General features: G+C 63.3%; 15 protein-coding genes and 1 tRNA gene. 3 read left to right on the forward strand and 13 right to left on the reverse strand.

The window, feature by feature from the left end:
- Positions 1 to 101, forward strand: a 101-nt coding sequence (locus Q7J44_RS23330; protein ID WP_370693033.1) for an IS3 family transposase, incomplete at its 5' end; no start/stop codon positions are given.
- A gap of 529 nt (positions 102 to 630) precedes the next feature.
- Here the strand turns inward: Q7J44_RS23330 and Q7J44_RS17475 are convergent.
- From Q7J44_RS17475 to Q7J44_RS17535, 13 genes are all read right to left on the reverse strand, one after another.
- Positions 631 to 720, reverse strand: a tRNA-Ser gene (locus Q7J44_RS17475).
- Positions 721 to 731: 11 nt separating this feature from the next.
- Complete coding sequence (locus Q7J44_RS17480) at positions 732 to 1,040, reverse strand: hypothetical protein (RefSeq protein WP_304882105.1); 309 nt, start codon at positions 1,038 to 1,040, stop codon at positions 732 to 734.
- Between the two features lie 296 nt (positions 1,041 to 1,336).
- A complete protein-coding gene (locus Q7J44_RS17485; RefSeq protein WP_304882106.1) occupies positions 1,337 to 2,056 on the reverse strand; it encodes an alanyl-tRNA editing protein in 720 nt (239 codons plus the stop codon).
- 2 nt (positions 2,057 to 2,058) lie between these two features.
- Positions 2,059 to 4,614, reverse strand: a complete 2,556-nt coding sequence (locus Q7J44_RS17490) for a DUF3772 domain-containing protein (RefSeq protein WP_304882108.1) — start codon at positions 4,612 to 4,614, stop codon at positions 2,059 to 2,061.
- Positions 4,611 to 5,645, reverse strand: a complete 1,035-nt coding sequence (locus Q7J44_RS17495; RefSeq protein WP_304882110.1) for a cysteine synthase A — start codon at positions 5,643 to 5,645, stop codon at positions 4,611 to 4,613. The genes Q7J44_RS17490 and Q7J44_RS17495 overlap by 4 nt, the downstream gene beginning before the upstream one ends.
- A 189-nt stretch (positions 5,646 to 5,834) precedes the next feature.
- Positions 5,835 to 7,229, reverse strand: a complete 1,395-nt coding sequence (locus tag Q7J44_RS17500; RefSeq protein ID WP_304882111.1) for an aspartate aminotransferase family protein — start codon at positions 7,227 to 7,229, stop codon at positions 5,835 to 5,837.
- Between the two features lie 181 nt (positions 7,230 to 7,410).
- Complete coding sequence (locus Q7J44_RS17505) at positions 7,411 to 8,070, reverse strand: GntR family transcriptional regulator (protein WP_304882112.1); 660 nt, start codon at positions 8,068 to 8,070, stop codon at positions 7,411 to 7,413.
- 227 nt (positions 8,071 to 8,297) lie between these two features.
- Entirely contained in the window at positions 8,298 to 9,431 is a 1,134-nt protein-coding gene (locus Q7J44_RS17510) for a Gfo/Idh/MocA family protein (RefSeq protein WP_304882113.1), read from the reverse strand.
- A 3-nt stretch (positions 9,432 to 9,434) separates the two neighbouring features.
- Entirely contained in the window at positions 9,435 to 10,184 is a 750-nt protein-coding gene (locus Q7J44_RS17515) for a sugar phosphate isomerase/epimerase (protein ID WP_304882114.1), read from the reverse strand.
- An 87-nt stretch (positions 10,185 to 10,271) separates the two neighbouring features.
- Positions 10,272 to 11,351, reverse strand: coding sequence for an ABC transporter ATP-binding protein (locus Q7J44_RS17520; protein ID WP_304882115.1), 1,080 nt, complete (start codon positions 11,349 to 11,351; stop codon positions 10,272 to 10,274).
- A gap of 6 nt (positions 11,352 to 11,357) precedes the next feature.
- A complete protein-coding gene (locus Q7J44_RS17525) occupies positions 11,358 to 12,272 on the reverse strand; it encodes a carbohydrate ABC transporter permease (protein WP_304882116.1) in 915 nt (304 codons plus the stop codon).
- A complete protein-coding gene (locus Q7J44_RS17530; protein WP_304882118.1) occupies positions 12,265 to 13,092 on the reverse strand; it encodes a carbohydrate ABC transporter permease in 828 nt (275 codons plus the stop codon). The genes Q7J44_RS17525 and Q7J44_RS17530 overlap by 8 nt, the downstream gene beginning before the upstream one ends.
- 142 nt (positions 13,093 to 13,234) lie before the next feature.
- Positions 13,235 to 14,464, reverse strand: a complete 1,230-nt coding sequence (locus Q7J44_RS17535; RefSeq protein ID WP_304882120.1) for an ABC transporter substrate-binding protein — start codon at positions 14,462 to 14,464, stop codon at positions 13,235 to 13,237.
- A 310-nt stretch (positions 14,465 to 14,774) separates the two neighbouring features.
- Here Q7J44_RS17535 and Q7J44_RS17540 point away from each other — a divergent pair, with 310 nt between their 5' ends.
- Both Q7J44_RS17540 and Q7J44_RS17545 read left to right on the forward strand, forming a co-directional pair.
- Positions 14,775 to 15,848: a LacI family transcriptional regulator gene (locus Q7J44_RS17540; protein WP_304882122.1), complete on the forward strand. Its 1,074-nt coding sequence runs from the start codon at positions 14,775 to 14,777 to the stop codon at positions 15,846 to 15,848.
- Positions 15,845 to 16,900, forward strand: coding sequence for a sugar phosphate isomerase/epimerase (locus Q7J44_RS17545; RefSeq protein WP_304882124.1), 1,056 nt, complete (start codon positions 15,845 to 15,847; stop codon positions 16,898 to 16,900). The genes Q7J44_RS17540 and Q7J44_RS17545 overlap by 4 nt, the downstream gene beginning before the upstream one ends.
- Positions 16,901 to 16,956: the final 56 nt, after the last annotated feature.

The raw sequence follows: 16,956 nt of genomic DNA on the forward strand, positions 1-16,956 counted from the left end.
CCGCCATCTTCCAATACATCAACGGCTTCTATAACCCGCGCCGTCGGCACTCAGCATTGGGAGGCAAAAGCCCCTTGGCCTTCGAACGTCAAGTGGCCTAAACGAGGACTGGGAGCGGCACAAATACGTGACAAGACCACACCACTATTTGCTGCACAGCCACTGCCCCTGAGCCCCCTGCTCTCAAGAGCCACAACAGCCCCCTGAGGCCGCCGGACGCGCCTTTGGGGATCAACCAGGTCTCTTCGGTGACAGCCTGCCGGACGGCTGCAGTTCGGTCCGATGCTGACTGCAGCCGGGAAGCGACCATGACGCTTCCAGCGCCAGATGCTGTCGGTGGAAACGCCGTAGCGCTCAGCGACTTGTTCGACTGAAAGGTAAAGGGTTTCGGGCTTGATGTTGGCATTCATGTGTCTGCATCTCCTGATATGTGGCGCGAACTGTTCACGCCACTTATCGCCTTTACGCAGGACATCAGAATCTGTCGCTTGGCATTTTCGAAAAAAGAACGCTGACGACGAAAAAGATCCCAGCTTGAGATCAAGCGACACAAGAATGTTGGTAGCTATGTTGGTTCAAATCCGAAGATCTTCAAATTTTTCAACAAAATCAATAACATATCAGGTTATGTGGCGGACAGTGAGGGATTCGAACCCTCGAGACGGTTCCCCGCCTACACACTTTCCAGGCGTGCGCCTTCGACCACTCGGCCAACTGTCCGTGGCGGTGTCTTAATCGCGACTGGAACAAAGATGCAAGAGCGGAATTCCTGAAACGGGATGTGTTTCTGCTTTGGCAAGCATCTCGGCCCGCGGTGACGGTGCGGCCCGGCTTTCTACGACATGCAGATCCGTGCACAGCCGGTCGCTGCCGTGTCGTTCCGTCCGGAAGGCCACAACATCACCAACCTGAACCTCGAGCATGGGATTGCGCCAGGCGGTGGCCCCCGAGGCGATACCCAGCTCTTTTGAATCGTCGCACCAGATGATGGCGCGAAACGATGACGGGGAATACCAGATCACCACTCCATGCATGCTCATCAGACGGTCTCCGTGGATCAGCGCTTTCAGTCAACATGTCGTTGGTCAGATTCCCGGGCGCAAGAATGAATGTAAACATTCCCAAGGCTGTGGCAGCAAAGATGCTGTACGCATCGGCCGGAATATGTTGCGAAACCATTTTCGCCGTATCTGCTCGGCCCTGCATCACAGAGCGGACAGGCCGGCGCAGTCCCGGACACGGGGATGGCACAACATGAGGGACCACAACGCGCGCCGGTCGGGCGGGAAAGATACCGTGCCGGTCGGTGCGCAACCGGCTGTAGCGCCCGCCGCTGTCAGCTTCCCAGCGTCAGGGTCACGCGGCGGTTCTGCCGTCCTTTTTTCTCGATCTTGCTGATCTCGACCTGCCCGACCTCGCCGGTCCGGGCGACGTGGGTGCCGCCGCAGGGTTGCAGGTCCACCGGCACCGTGCCCTGCCCGATCCGCACCAGCCGCACCCGGCCCTGCCCCATCGGCGGCATGACCGACATGGTCTTGACCAGCCCCGGATTGGCCAGCAGGTCCTCATCCGTGATCCACTCATCGGTGACCGGCAGATCGCGGTCGATCAGGTCCGACAGCGCCGCCGACAGCGCCGCCAGATCGGCCGGCGGCTCGGGCATGTCAAAATCCAGCCGTCCGCGCTCTGCCCCGATCTGGCCGCCGGTCACCGCCAGGGGGATCACCACCGACAACAGGTGCAGCGCCGTGTGCATCCGCATGTGACGGTGCCTGCGGGTCCAGTCCAGCCGCTGGGTCAGTTCTGTGCCCACCGGCGGCAGGGCCAGCGGTTCGGACGGCACCAGCGCCACCTGCCCGCCCTCGACCTTGACGGCGGTTGCGATGGTCAGACGCCCGCCCTGCCAGTCAACCCAGCCGGAATCGCCGGGCTGACCGCCCCCTGTGGGGTAGAACACCGTCCGGTCGATCAGAATGCCGCCTTCGGGCGTGTGGCCAGTCACGCGGGACGTGGTTTGCTGGCAATAGGCATCATCGCGGAACAGCAGGTCTGTCATGATCAGGTCTCCCCCTTGCCCGCATCGCCCAGACCTTCGCCCGGCGACTGGTCGCGCGGCAGCGGCCCGGGCGGCTTTGGCTCCGGCGCGCTGTCTTTGGCTGTCGTACCGTCTGCCTTGGCGTCTGCCTCAGCGGCGACGCCCCCGCCCTGCAGCATGCGCAACAGTCCGGCAATCTCGGTCGCGTTGCGGATGGTGACATCCGACTGCGCGAAGGGAATTTCGATCCCCTCTTCGGCAAAGCGCTTTGCGATCTGATGGTTGATCTCACTGCGGACCGACAGCGAGAAGTTCACGTCCCGCAGGATCACCCGGATTTCGAAATTCATCGAATCCGCGCCGAAGGCCATGAACACGACCATCGGCGGCGGGTTCAGAATGGCAAGCGGCTGCGCTTCTGCAATCTCTTGCAGCACCCGGGTCACCTTGCGGGTGTCTGACCCGTAGGCCACCCCGACTGGCACGATCAACCGGCCCGACAGGTTGAAATGGGTCCAGTTGGTGACCTGCCCCGCCACCAGATCGGTGTTGGGCACAATCACATCGGTGCGGTCAAAGGTCTCGATCCGGGTCGAGCGGACCGAGATCGACTTGACCTTGCCCTGCACGCCGCCAACCTCGATCCAGTCGCCCTCGCTCACCGGGCGTTCGATCAGCAGGATGATGCCGGACACGAAGTTCGACACGATGTTCTGCAGACCAAACCCGATGCCGACCGACAGGGCACCGGCCACAATCGCCAGCCCTGACAGATCAATCCCGGCAGAGTTAATCGCGATCAGCCCGGCCAGAAACACCCCCACATAACCCGCGCCGGATATCACCGCATTGCGTGCGCCCTGATCCAGACTGGTGCGCGGCAGGATAGACCCGCGCAACGCGCCCTGAAACAGCCGGGTGACCATGATGCCTAGGCCAAACAGCACCGCGAAATACAGGAAATCCGTGGGCGAGATCCGGGTCTCGCCCAGCGTGAAGCCTTCGCGCAACCGCGTCCACATCTCGGTCAGATCGGCCAGCCGCGCGCCCCAGATCAGCGCGAACACCGGCAGGGCGGCCAGCACCAGACCAAAGCCCACCAGCACCGGCACCAGCGCATTGCGCGCGCCTTCGTCGTTGCGGATGATCACGGCGTAAACGTCTGTGACCACGATCTGCAGGATATAGACCAGCCCCAGCAACCCCAGAGAGGTTGCCGCCGGAAACACCATCGCCTCGGCCGCCGGAATATAGCCGATCGCCGCCAGCAGCGGCGAGACCACGCCGATCAGAACCGCGCCACGCCCCAGCAGCGAGACGATGCGGTTGCGGAACCCCACCTCATCATCTGCCGCAGTGTCGGGGCCATCGGTCTGGCGGATCAGCTGGCCGATCCGCACCAGCAAGACCGCCGCGACGAGGATGACCGGAAAGGCCAGGACCCCGCGCGCCGCCTCGGACAGGGTCAGGTGATCCACCATCGCCAGACGCAAGGCGTTGACCGCCAGCAAGATGCCATAAAGCGCGGTCATCAGGCGCCCCTCGGCCCGGCCCTCGTCGCTCAGCTTGATCGGCAGGAAATCATGATCGCGCGGGAACAGCTGCGCGCCCAGCCAGACGGCGGTGAACAGCAGGATGCCAGCGGCGGGAAGCGCCTCCAGCAAGACGGTGCCGTTGATCCCGAACATCCCCGTCAGGCGCAGCGCATGCGACAGGGCAATCACGCCCACGCCCGGGGCCACGATCTGCCCCAGCGACAGCACAAGCATCGCCACCCGCACGCCCCGCACCGACCAGCGTTTCTTGATCCGTGCCACCAGCCGTTCAACCATCGGCCTGCCGCGCCAGATCAGCAGAATGCTTGTCAGCAAAAGCAGGGCGATGGCAGGCAGGTTGTTCACCAGCGTTTCATTCGCGGCGGGCGTCGACCAGCGCCGCTTCGTCTCGGCCCAGATGCCCGAGGTCACCCCGGTGACGACGCGCGCCGCCTCGGGCCAGTTGGCCGGGTTCATCGGCGTGGGGTAGAGTTGCAGCAATGCGTCGGCCTGCCGCTCGCGCAGGGTGCGGTCGATTTCCGCGATCAGCCCGTCAGCGCGCCGGTACGCCTCTTCCGCCGCGATGCCCGGGGCCTGCAGGCGCACAAGCTGGCCATTCAGTTCCGCCCGCCGCGCCGCAATCTCATCCGCTTCGGTCTGGCCCTCTGCGGGGGCGGGACCAAGCGCTGTGATCTGTTGGCGCAGGGTGGCAATCCGCGCCGAATTGGTGCCTTGCGCCACCAGCAGCGATGACCGCCACTCGACCAGCTGCGCGCGCAACGCATCCAGCCCGGCGGCAGAGGCCGCAGTGTCCTCCAGTGCCGTTTCGGCCTGCGCGGCAACCGCTTCCCACGTGGGGTAGTCCAGTTCCTGTTCTGCCGGCACGCCAGGCACTGCTGCGGGTGCGCCCGGCTGCGAAGGGCCAGCGGCGGTCGGTGCCCCGGGCGTGGGCCCCGACTGGGCCAGGGACAGCGCAGGGGCGACAGCCAGCAGCAGCGCCAGGATCAGCGCGCGTGGCAGACCAGAACGGGGCAAAAGGCTCATGCGTCTTCAAACACGCTGGGCAAGGCTTTGGGGGCCTGATCCAGCCAGAGCGGCACCGGCAGACCCTTTTCCTTGAGGAAGGCCGGGTTATACAGCTTGGACTGATAGCGGTTGCCGTAATCGCACAGGATGGTCACGATGGTGTGCCCCGGTCCCATTTCCTGCGCCATGCGCATCGCACCCGCGATGTTGATGCCCGACGATCCGCCAAGGCAGATCCCCTCTTCCTCCAGCATGTCAAACACCAGCGGCAGCGCCTCGGCATCCGGGATGCGATAGCTGAAATCGGGGGTGAAACCTTCAAGGTTGGCGGTGATCCGCCCCTGCCCGATGCCTTCGGTAATGCTGGTGCCGGGGCTTTCCAGCTTGCCGGTGGTGTAGAACGCATGCAGCGCCGCCCCCTCGGGGTCAGCCAGCCCGATTTTCACCCCTTTGGGTTGCAACGCCATGCCCACACCCGCCAGAGTGCCCCCCGACCCCACCGCGCAGATGAACCCGTCAACGCGGCCCCCGGTCTGATCCCAGATTTCCGGCCCCGTCGTTTCAACATGCGCCAGACGGTTGGCCACATTGTCAAACTGATTGGCCCAGATCGCGCCATTGGGTTCGGTCCGCGCCAAAGCCTCGGCCAGACGGCCGGAATAGCGCACATAGTTGTTGGGGTTGCGGTAAGGCGCGGCAGGCACCTGCACCAGTTCCGCCCCCGCCAGCCGCAGCATGTCTTTCTTTTCCTGCGATTGCGTTTCTGGAATGACGATCACAGTCTTGAACCCCATCGACGCGCCCACCAGCGCCAGACCAATGCCGGTGTTGCCCGCCGTGCCCTCGACAATGGTGCCGCCCGGTTTCAGATCGCCCCGCGCCACCGCATCACGGATGATATACAGCGCGGCGCGGTCCTTGACCGACTGGCCGGGGTTCAGAAATTCGCATTTGCCCAGGATGGTGCAGCCCGTCATCTCGGACGCACGCTTGAGCTTGAGCAGCGGGGTGTTGCCGATGGTATCGGCAAGATCGGAATGAATGCGCATGTTCGGCCCTCTTGTCCTTTGCCTTATGTGTAGGCAAGTCACGCGCCAACCTCAAGCTGCGCCGCACAGGGGCTGACGCGAAAGAGAACAGCGCGCACCTTGTAACGGGTGCGCGCTGTGCAGGCCGGGGCCTCCGGCGGGAGTATTTCAGAAAGGTGCAAGCCCATGGGCGTGCGCCTGTCTCACACGTCAGGCCGAAACCATCAGCCCGTCGGCCTTCAGGCCCGCATAGCATTCATCCAGGCTGGTTGTGGCGCGGTCGATCAGGATGTCGATCTCTTCCGTGGTGATCACCAGCGGCGGCGAGATGATCATCCGGTCGCCGACATGGCGCATGATCAGGTTGTTGGCAAAGCACCGCTCGCGGCAGCGGAAGCCCACGGTGCCCTGCTCGCCGGGGAATTTGGCGCGTTTGGCCTTGTCCGGCGTCAGCGCGATAGAGCCCATCAGGCCCACCAGCTTTGCCTCGCCCACCAGCGGATGATCTGCCAAAGCATCCCAGCGCTGTTTCAGGTAAGGGTGCGCCACGTCGCGCACATGCTCGACCACATGCTCATCCTGCAGGATGCGCAGGTTCTCCAACGCCACCGCCGCCGCGACCGGATGGCCGCTGTAGGTATAGCCGTGGAAGAACTCGCCGCCCTCGGCAATGGTCGCCGCCACCTCGTCACAGACGATCGAGCCGCCGATCGGCTGATAGCCCGAGGACAGGCCCTTGGCGATGGTCATGATATGCGGCTTGATGCCAAAGGTCTGGCTGCCGAACCAGTTGCCGGTGCGGCCAAAGCCGGTGATGACCTCATCCGCGATCAGCAGAATGCCAAATTTGTCGCAGATCCGCTGGATTTCCGGCCAGTAGGTGGCGGGCGGGATGATCACGCCGCCAGCGCCCTGCACCGGCTCGCCGATAAAGGCGGCAACCTTGTCGGCCCCCAGCTCCAGGATCTTCGCCTCAAGCTGCTGCGCGCGCTCCAGCCCGAAGGCGTCTTCGTCCATATCGCCGCCATCGCCCCACCAATAGGGCTGGTCGATGTGCACGATGCCGTCGATCATGCCGCCATGCGCGTGGATCGGGGCCATGCCGCCCAAAGATCCGCCGCCCATGGTCGAGCCGTGATAGCCGTTCTTGCGGCCGATGATGATGCGGCGTTCGGGCTGGCCCTTCACATCCCAATAGCGCCGGACAAGCCGGATATTGGTGTCATTCGCCTCGGACCCCGAACCTGCAAAGAACACATGGTTCAGATCGCCCGGTGCCAGTTCGGCGATCTTGGCCGCCAGAGCGATGGCCGGCACATGGGTGGTCTGGAAAAACGTGTTGTAATAGGCAAGCTCTTCCATCTGCCGGGCGGCCACTTCGGCCAGTTCCTTGCGACCATAGCCGATGTTCACGCACCACAGACCGGCCATGCCGTCGATGATCCGGTTGCCTTCGGAATCGGTCAGCCAGACGCCCTTGCCCCTTGTGATGATCCGCGCGCCCTTGGCCGCCAGACCATTGGCATCGGTAAACGGATGCATGTGATGCGCGGCGTCCAGAGCCTGAAGCTCGGCGGTCGGCAGGTGGTTTGTGATCATGTTCATGGCCAAGCCCCTTTCTGAATCAGCAGGGCAACGGGCCCCGGCTTTGGGGCAGGATAGGGTCAATCGCGGCGCGGTTCAAGAAATTTGATCAAATTATTTGAGCACGCGCTGCCGCTTCATCTTGACCCAAATACTCACCACGCAACCGCCCGGAAAACCTGCCGCTTGTCGTGAAGGGCGCTCAGAGCCCGCCTTGCGCCAGCGCCAGCTTCACCTGATCCACCCCTTGCGCGATATCGCGTTCGATGGCGTCGCGCAGGCCGCCCGCGTCGCCTGCGCGCATGGCGGCGAGGGCTTCGGAGTGGCGGTCCGGCAAAGCGTCGCTGCCGAAGCGGGCGCAGACGACGCGCAGCGAGGGGCCGAAGCGCAGCCACATCGACCGGGCCATGTCGACCAGCACCGGCGCGTCTGATGCCTCGTACAGGCAGAAGTGAAAGGCGTGGTTGGATTGCAGGTAGCCGGGGATATCGCCCGCGCGGATGGCAAGGTCGACGGTGTTGTCGATGCCTTGCAGCCGGGCGATCAGAGCCGGGGTCAGGTGGGCGGCTGCCATTTCGGCCAGCTTGGGTTCAATCGTCAGCCGGGCGAAGGCGACCTGATCCAGCACCGCGCCGGTCATGCCGGGCACCGCCACCCGGCGGTTGCCCTGCGGCTCCAGCGCGCCTTCGGCGGTCAGGCGGCGGATGGCTTCGCGGACCGGGGTCATCCCGGCCCCAAGGTCGGCGATCAAACCCTGAATGGTCACCGCCGCCCCCGGTTCAAGGTGGCCGAACAGGATCATGTCGCGCAGCCGCGCATAGGTGACCTCGTGGGTCGGTATCTTCCGGCTGTCCGCGTCCATCAGGCCCCCCGCATTTTGTCCTGTTATGACGGGTTCGGCGCAGCAATCAAGTTGTGATCAAATGCGCGCCGCAGGGCCGGCCCCGGTTCCCCCTGTGTTGCACCGCATCCGGCCCAATGATTTCAAGGACTTGGCTTTGGCATTTTAAGGATGGCTTAACTTTTGCCAACCTTTCGCTGCGTCTGAAAACCGGGGGCATCCGGCGGATGCCCCCGGCCCGGCAAGGGTCAGACCAGCAGCGCCCGTGCCTCGTCGATGCCCAAAGCCTCAGGCCGGGTGCAGGTGGTGGTCAGGGTGACGAACCCGCCGGTATCCCCCGATTGCAGGCAGGCGGTCATCACCTCTACCCCGTGCAGGGTACGGTCGAGCGAGCAGCGGGGGTCGCGGCCCACAATCAGCGCCTGCACCATATCGGCCAGACCGGCGGTGCGGTAATTGGCCAGCGCGCCCTGCTTCGGGTGATCCTGATTGGCCACGCCGAACGGGTGGTCCCACGGGGTGACCTGCTCCAGCGTGCCGTCCTGGTGCCCGATCTCTATCGTGCCGCCGAAGAAATTCGGGTCGGGGATATAGAGCGTGCCCTCAGAACCATAAAGCTCGAAATGGGTGCGCTTGTGGTGCCAGACATCCCAGCTGGTCGACAGGTTGATGGTTGCCCCGTTCTGAAACTCCAGCAGGGCGTGGATGTTGGTCGGGGTCTTCACCGGCACGGTTTCCCCCAGACGCGGCCCGTTGGCGATGGTGCGCGCAGGCTGTGCCGAGCTGGTCAGGGCTGCCACCCGGTGCACCGGGCCCAGCAGGTTGATCAGGTTGGCGATGTAGTACGGCCCAAGGTCCAGCATCGGCCCGGCACCGGGCAGGAAGAAGAAGTCGGGGTTGGGGTGCCAATGCTCCATCCCGTGGTTCAACACCGCCGCGCAACCGGCTGTAATCTCACCGACTTTGCCCTCATCCAGCAGCGCGCGCGCCTGTTGGTGCGCGCCGCCAAGGAAGGTGTCCGGGGCGCAGCCGACGGCCAGACCGGACGCCGCCGCCAGCGTGCGCAAAATCTCGCCTTCGGCCAGTGTCAGCACCAGCGGCTTTTCGGAATAGGCGTGTTTGCCCGCCTCCAGTATCCGCTTGGTGATGCTGAAATGCGCGTCGGGGACGGTCAGGTTGATGACCATATCGACAAAGGGATTGGCCAGCAGGTCATCAACCGATTGCGCCGCCACGTTGAATTCGGCCCCGCGCGCGCAGGCCACATCCATGTTCACATCAGCCACCGCCCGCACCTCCAGCCCCTTGAACAGGGGCGCAAGCCGCAGGTAGCTGGTCGAGATATTGCCGCATCCGATGATGCCCAGACCCATCACTGTCATGGTTCAGTACCCCTTGGCAGAAGCGATGGCGCGGGTGGCAAAGCGGGTGGCATCGGACGGATTGTCATGTTCCATCACGAAATGCCGCACGCCGATGGCACGCAGCGCGGCCATGATGGCGGGCCAGTCCACGGTGCCATGGCCGACATCGGCCCAGCCATCCTCATCCGCGTTTTCGCCCTGCGGCGCGATGTCCTTGACATGGGCGGCGGTGATCCGGTCCTTGTAGCGGTCGATCCACGCCAGCGGGTCTGCCCCGCCCCGGATGACCCATGCCACGTCGATTTCCCATTCCAGATGCGGGCCGCCGTCGAACATTTCCTCCTGTGGGATTGCGCCATCGGCGGTGGGGCGGAATTCAAAATCGTGGTTGTGCCAGCCAAAGCCATAGCCTTCGGCGCGGTAGACATGCGCCGCTTTTTCCAGCCGGGTGCCGAAATCATGCCAGCCCTTGCCGGTGGCTGGGCGGTCATCGGGGCCGATGTGCGGGCAATAGAGTTTCTGCATTTTCAGGGATTTGGCGATGGACAGCACCTTTGGCGCCTCATTCTCCAACATCGACAGGCTGAAATGCCCGGTCGGCATGGTCAGGCCAGTGGCGGCGAGACCGGCCTTTGTCGCCTCGACCGCCGCGTCATCGGCGTAAAGCGCGCCGTAGCCCTCAACAGCGGTGTAACCGGCCTTGGCCAGCATTTCAAACGTGGCCGACATCGGCGGGAAGTTGCGGGAGGAGTAGAGCTGGTAGGAGAACATGCAGTGTCCTTTCGGGGGGTATTCCGGGTGTGCGTGCGGGGGCTGGCAAAGCCTGCGGTCACGGGGGGCGTGGCGGGATCATGATGGTCAGACCCGGGATTCCGTGGCCGCGTCAAACAGGCCGGCCTTGGCCATATCGACCCGCAGATGCACCTGAGTGCCGGGCGCCATGCGCCGCTCGACGGGCACCCGGACCGACATCTGGGTGCCTGCGGCCTGCAGCCAGACGAGCGAATCCGCTCCCATCGGCTCATCGAGTTCAACCGTGGCGGGGATCGTCATGCCCGGTTCGTCCTGATCCTGCAGCACCAGATGTTCGGGGCGCAGGCCAAGGATGACCTTGTCGCGCGTGCCGATCAGCCCGCCTTCATACCCTGCCAGCGACAGGGTCAGATCGCCCAGCCGGAACACCTGTCCGCCATCAACCGTGGCCCCGTGCAGGAAATTCATCGACGGGCTGCCGATGAAACCAGCCACGAACAGATTGGCTGGCCGGTTGTAGATTTCCTGCGGCGCGGCAAGCTGCTGGATGATGCCGCCGCGCATCACCGCGATGCGGTCGGCCAGCGTCAGCGCCTCTATCTGATCATGGGTGACATAGACCATGGTGTTCTTAAGTTGTGCGTGCAACCGCTTGATTTCCACCCGCAATTCGCTGCGCAGCTTGGCGTCGAGGTTCGACAGCGGCTCATCAAACAGGAACACATCAACATCGCGCACCAGCGCGCGGCCGATGGCAACCCGCTGGCGCTGCCCACCCGACAGGGCCGCCGGTTTGCGGTCCAACAGCGGGCCGATCTGCAGAATTTCGGCGGCGCGGGCGACCTTTTTCTCAATCTCGGCGCGGGGGACTCTGGCATTCTTTAACCCAAAGGTCAGGTTGCCGCGCACCGTCATCTGCGGATACAGCGCATAAGACTGGAACACCATGCCGATGCCGCGCGCCGAAGGTTCGGCCCATGTCACGTTCTGGCCCTTGATGAAGATCTGGCCGTCGGTAATCTCCAACAGCCCCGCAAGGCAATTGAGCAGCGTGGATTTGCCACAGCCCGAAGGCCCCAGCAGCACCACGAATTCACCCTCCGCCACGTTCAGGTTCATGTTTTTCAAGACCGACACCGCGCCGAAATTCAGCGTCAGGTCTTTGACTTCGATAGAGTTGGTCATGTGGGATCAGCCTTTCACAGCACCGGCGGCGATGCCGCGAACAAAAAGTTTGCCGGAGACAAAGTAGATGAACAGCGGCACCAACCCGGTCAGCAGGGTGGCGGCCATGTTGACGTTGTATTCCTTGACCCCCTGCACCGAGTTGACGATGTTGTTCAGCTGCACCGTCATCGGGTAATGCTCGGGGCGGGTGTAGACGACGCCGAACAGGAAATCGTTCCAGATGCCGGTGACTTGCAGGATGATCGCCACGACAAAGATCGGCAGGCTCATCGGCATCAGGATTTTCGCATAGATCGCCCAGAACCCGGCCCCGTCGACGCGGGCGGCCTTGAACAATTCCTCGGGGATGGTCGAGAAGTAGTTGCGGAACAGCAGGGTCAGGATCGGCATACCGAAGACGGTGTGTACCAGAACCAGCCCCCAGAGCGAGCCATACAGCCCCATTTCGCGCAGCAGGATCACGATGGGGTACAGCATGACCTGATAGGGGATGAAGGCACCGAAGATCAGGATGGTGAAGAAGATGTCCGAGCCCTTGAACTTCCAGAAGGTCAGCGCGTAGCCGTTGACGCTCGCCACCACGATGGACAGGATCACCGACGGGATCAGGATGCGGACCGAATTCCAGAACCCGCGGCTCAGCCCGTCGCAGTTGAGCCCGGTGCAGGCCTGTGACCATGCCTTGACCCAAGGCTCAAAGGTGATCTCGACCGGCGGGGCAAAGATGTTGCCCATGCGGATTTCGGGCATGCCCTTCAGGCTGGTCATCACCATCACCCACAGGGGCAGCAGGTAATACAGGCTGAACACAATCAACGTGCCATAGATCATGATGTTGCGGCCCGACAGCGCGCGCTTCGGCTTTGCCCCGCGCGGTTCCGCGCGGGTGGCAGGGGCGGTGAGGGTTGCATCAACCATGTTTCTTGCCTCCGAATTCCAGATAGGCCCATGGGATCAGCACGATCAGCACAGTCAGCAGCATCATGGTCGAGGCGGCGAAGCCCTGCGCAAGGTTCTGCGCCTGAAACATGTAGTCATAGACATACATGGCGGGCACCTGTGACGCGGTTCCCGGCCCGCCCGAGGTCTGGGCCACCACAAGGTCGTAAAGCTTGATGATCCCGGCAGCGACGATGACCAGCGTGGTGATGAACACCGGGCGCATCATCGGCAGGATGATCTGGATATAGGTTTTCCATGTCGGAATCCCGTCCACGCGGGCGGCTTTCCAGATGTCTTCGTCAATGCCGCGCAAACCCGCCAGCATCAGGCACATCACAAACCCGGTGCCCTGCCACAGCCCGGCGATCAGCAGACCATACAGCACCAGATCGGGGTTGTTCAGCGGGTTAAATGTAAAGCTTTCCCAGCCAAGCGAGCGCACAATGTGCTGGATGCCGAATTCCGGGTTCAGAATCCACTGCCAGACCAGACCTGTCACGATGAAGGACAGCGCGAACGGGTACAGCATGATGGTGCGGAAGGTATCCTCAAACCGGATCTTCTGATCCATCGCCACCGCCAGCAGAAAGCCGATGCAGATGGTGAACACCAGCGACAACACCCCGTAAATCATCAGGTTTTCGATCGAGGTCAGCCAGCGCGAGTTCGACCACAGCCGTTCGTACTGGTCAAAACCCACCCAGCGTTCGCGCGGCAGCAGTTTGGAATCGGTGAAGGAATAGACAACGGTCCACAGGGTACCCCCCACGAAAACCACCAATGTTGTCAGTATCATCGGAATTGCCGCGACTTTCGCGTTCAAGTTCCGCCACATGCGGTTTACCCGCCGTGCTTCGGCCATTGGCCTGCCCTCCCCCTTGTCGGTATCAGTTGGCAAGGGCCGCCATTCCGGGCGGCCCCGCAGTCAGCCTGCCGGATCAGAGACCCGATTTCAGATTTGACACCCACTGCGTGTGGGCCGCATCAGGGGTCATGCCGGACTTGAAGAACTCGACCATCAGGTCTTCGTTCTGCTTCACCACATCGGGGGACCATGCCATATCGCCCGATGGCACCAGATTGCCGCTGGCCAACACTTCGAGGCCCTTTTTCATGCAGTCATTGGCAGCCTCAAGGTCGATATCGCCCCGGATCGGCAGCGAGCCTTTCTTGAGGTTGAAGGCGACCTGCACTTCGGGGCTGACCAGCAGAGCGGCCAGACGTTTCTGCGCGGCCTCCACATCGGCGCTGCGGTTTTTCGGGAAGTAAAAGGCATCCCCCCCGGTGGACAGATAGGCGTTCAGCCCCAGCCCCGGCAGACAGGTGTAATCGGTGCCTGCCACCTTGCCCGCGACCTGAAATTCACCCTGTGCCCAGTCCCCCATGATCTGACCGCCGGCCTGACCGCTGAGCACCAGATTGGTGGCCTGATTCCAGTCCTGCACCGTGGAATTGGCGGCCAGTTTGCGGGCGTCACCCACGGCGGTAAAAACGGCTGCCATTTCCGGACCGGCGGCCACGTCCATGTTTTTCTCGACGTTCACCTGTTTCCAGACATCCAGCCCGGCCACCGCAACGGTGATCGCGTTGAAGGCAAGGTTGGACTGCCAGGCCTGATTGCCCAGCGCCAGTGGGATCTTGCCGGCCGCTTCCAGTTCGGGGCCGCTGGCCACGAATTCCGTCCAGTTGGTCGGCACGGGCAGGCCCGCATCCTCATATGCCTGGTTCGACAGCCACAGCCATTCGGGCGAGTGAATGTTCACTGGCGCACAATAGATCCGGCCATCAACCGTGCAGGCTTCCAGCAGCGATGGCGGGAAAACCTTGTCGGCCCAGCCTTCGGCTTCGGCCACATCGGTCAGGTCCAGCATCAGCCCGGCCTCGACCAGTTCCAGCGCCTGCTGGCCGTGGTTGAACTGGGTGGCCCCCATCGGGTCGCCGCCGGTGATCCGGCTGATCATGATCGGGCGCGCGGTGCTGCCGCCACCGGCGATGGCGCCATCGACCCAGTTGTCGCCCGCCGCGTTGAACGCGTTGGCAAGCTCGGCCACGGCAGCGGCCTCCCCGCCGCTGGTCCACCAGTGGGTGACCTCCAGATCGGTGGCATAAACAGCCGATGGCAATGCGACCGACGCCACAAGCGCGGTAGCCAGTTTAAAGGTTTTCATGCAGTCCTCCCGGTTTCTAAATCGTTATAGTAATTTCTATAACGTTATAGTTTTCCCGATCAAGCATTCTTTTCGCTTGTGCCGCGCGGCAGGCATGGCATTGAATGGGCGATGGTTCCGGGCCTGACGCCCGGGTTTTTTCCGGATTTGAGAGCTGAATGCCGCAGTGCCGCACCCCACGTTTTTCCCCGCTCATCAAGGCGCTTAGGCCCTGCGGGGGTGCGGGCGGTTTTGCGGGTGCAGCATGGGCCGGTGCCGCCGATCCGCGGCCGGTTTTGCGCAAAGCGATTCGCAATGACGGGTGTGCACAATGACGTCAGGCATCGAATTCCCCACCCCGCCTGCCCCGCCTGATTCGGAGCATGAGCGCCCGACACTGAAAACCATCGCCGCCGAAACCGGGCTGGCGGTGGCGACAGTCAGCCGCGCGCTGAAGGATGCGCCTGATATCGGCGAGGCGACAAAGCGCCGCGTGCGCGAGGCGGCGGCGCGCTTAGGCTACCGCCCGAACCGCGCCGGTGTGCGCCTGCGCACCGGAAAGACCAATGTGATAGCACTCGTGCTGTCCACCGAATCCGATGGGATGACCCACACATCGCAGCTGATCTACTCCATCGCCAATGCTCTGCGCGGCACCGCCTATCACCTGATCGTCACGCCCTATTTCGCCGATCAGGACCCGATGGACCCGGTCCGCTATCTGGTAGAAACCGAAAGCGCCGATGCCATCATCCTGAACCAGACCAAACCCGACGATCCGCGCGTGCGCTATATGGCCGAACGTCATTTCCCCTTTGCCACCCATGGCCGCACCACCATGGAGATCGAGCACAGCTATTACGATTTCGACAATGAGACCTTTGCCGCCATCGCGGTTCAGGCGCTGGCGGATGCCGGGCGCAAACACCTGCTGCTGGTGCCCCCCCCGCGCACCCAGAACTATGCCCGCCACATGACCACCGGCTTTGTGCAGGCGGCGGGCCAGCACGGCCTGTCGTTCGAGGTGCTGACCACCGCCAATTCCGATTCCGGCAGTGCGGTGATCGAAGACGCGGTGCGCGCGCATCTGACGCAGGCCAATCCGCGCCCCGACGGGCTCCTGTGCGGCTCGACCACCGCCGCGATGTCGGCGGTGAACGCAGCCGAAGCGCTGGGGCTGGTGCTGGGGCGCGACTTCGATCTGGTGGCGAAAGAGGCGCTGCGGTTCCTGCACCGTTTCCGCCGCGAGATCATGGTCGTGCATGAAGATGTGCGCGAAGCCGGCGATTTTCTGGCGCGCGCCGTGGTCGCCGCCGTCGAACGCCGGGACACCCCGGCCAAACAAGGGTTGGAGCGGCCCGGCAAGGTCGAGCGCTGCAACAATGACAAGGGAGGACGACAATGAAGGCGATCAAGGGACCAGCGCTGTTTCTGGCGCAATTCGCGGGCGATGCCGCGCCGTTCAACTCATGGGACAGCATCACGCAATGGGCAGCGGATTGCGGCTATACCGGCGTGCAGATCCCCAGCTGGGACGCGCGGCTGTTCGATCTGGACAAGGCCGCGTCGTCACAGACCTATTGCGACGAGATCACGGGCGTGGCGCAGGCCAATGGCATCCAGATCACCGAACTGTCCACCCACCTTCAGGGCCAGCTGGTCGCGGTGCATCCGGCCTATGACACCGCCTTTGACGGATTCGCGGTGGAATCCGTGCGCGGCAACCCAAAGGCGCGGCAGGAATGGGCGGTGGATCAGGTGAAAAAGGCGCTGACCGCGTCGAAAAACCTGGGCCTGACCGCCCATGCCAGCTTTTCGGGGGCCCTCGCCTGGCCCTATATCTACCCCTGGCCCCAGCGCCCGGCAGGGCTGGTCGAGGAAGCCTTTGACGAGCTGGCCCGCCGCTGGCACCCCATTCTGGACCATGCCGAAGACTGTGGCGTCGACATTTGCTATGAAATCCACCCCGGCGAAGACCTGCATGACGGCATCAGCTTCGAGATGTTTCTCGAACGCGTGAACAACCACCCCCGCGCCAACATGCTGTATGACCCCAGCCACTACGTGCTGCAACACCTTGATTATCTGGACCATATCGACATCTACCACGACCGCATCCGCATGTTCCACGTCAAGGACGCCGAGCTGAACCCCACGGGGCGGCAGGGCGTCTATGGCGGGTTCCAGTCATGGGTGAACCGCGCCGGACGGTTCCGCAGCTTGGGCGACGGGCAGGTGGATTTCGGCGGCATCTTCTCGAAACTCACGCAATACGGCTTTGACGGCTGGGCGGTGGTCGAATGGGAATGCTGCCTGAAACACCCCGAAGACGGCGCGCGCGAAGGGGCCGGTTTCGTGAAGGCGCATATGATCCGGGTGACCGAAAAAGCATTCGACGATTTCGCAGGGGCCGGGACCGACCGGGCCGCGAACCGGCGGATGCTGGGTCTGGACTGACCGTTGCACAGCGGGGGTTTCACACCCCCGCACCCCCGTGGAGTATTTTTGCCAAG

The organism is Pseudotabrizicola sp. (assembly GCF_030656345.1).
Classification (GTDB): domain Bacteria; phylum Pseudomonadota; class Alphaproteobacteria; order Rhodobacterales; family Rhodobacteraceae; genus Pseudotabrizicola.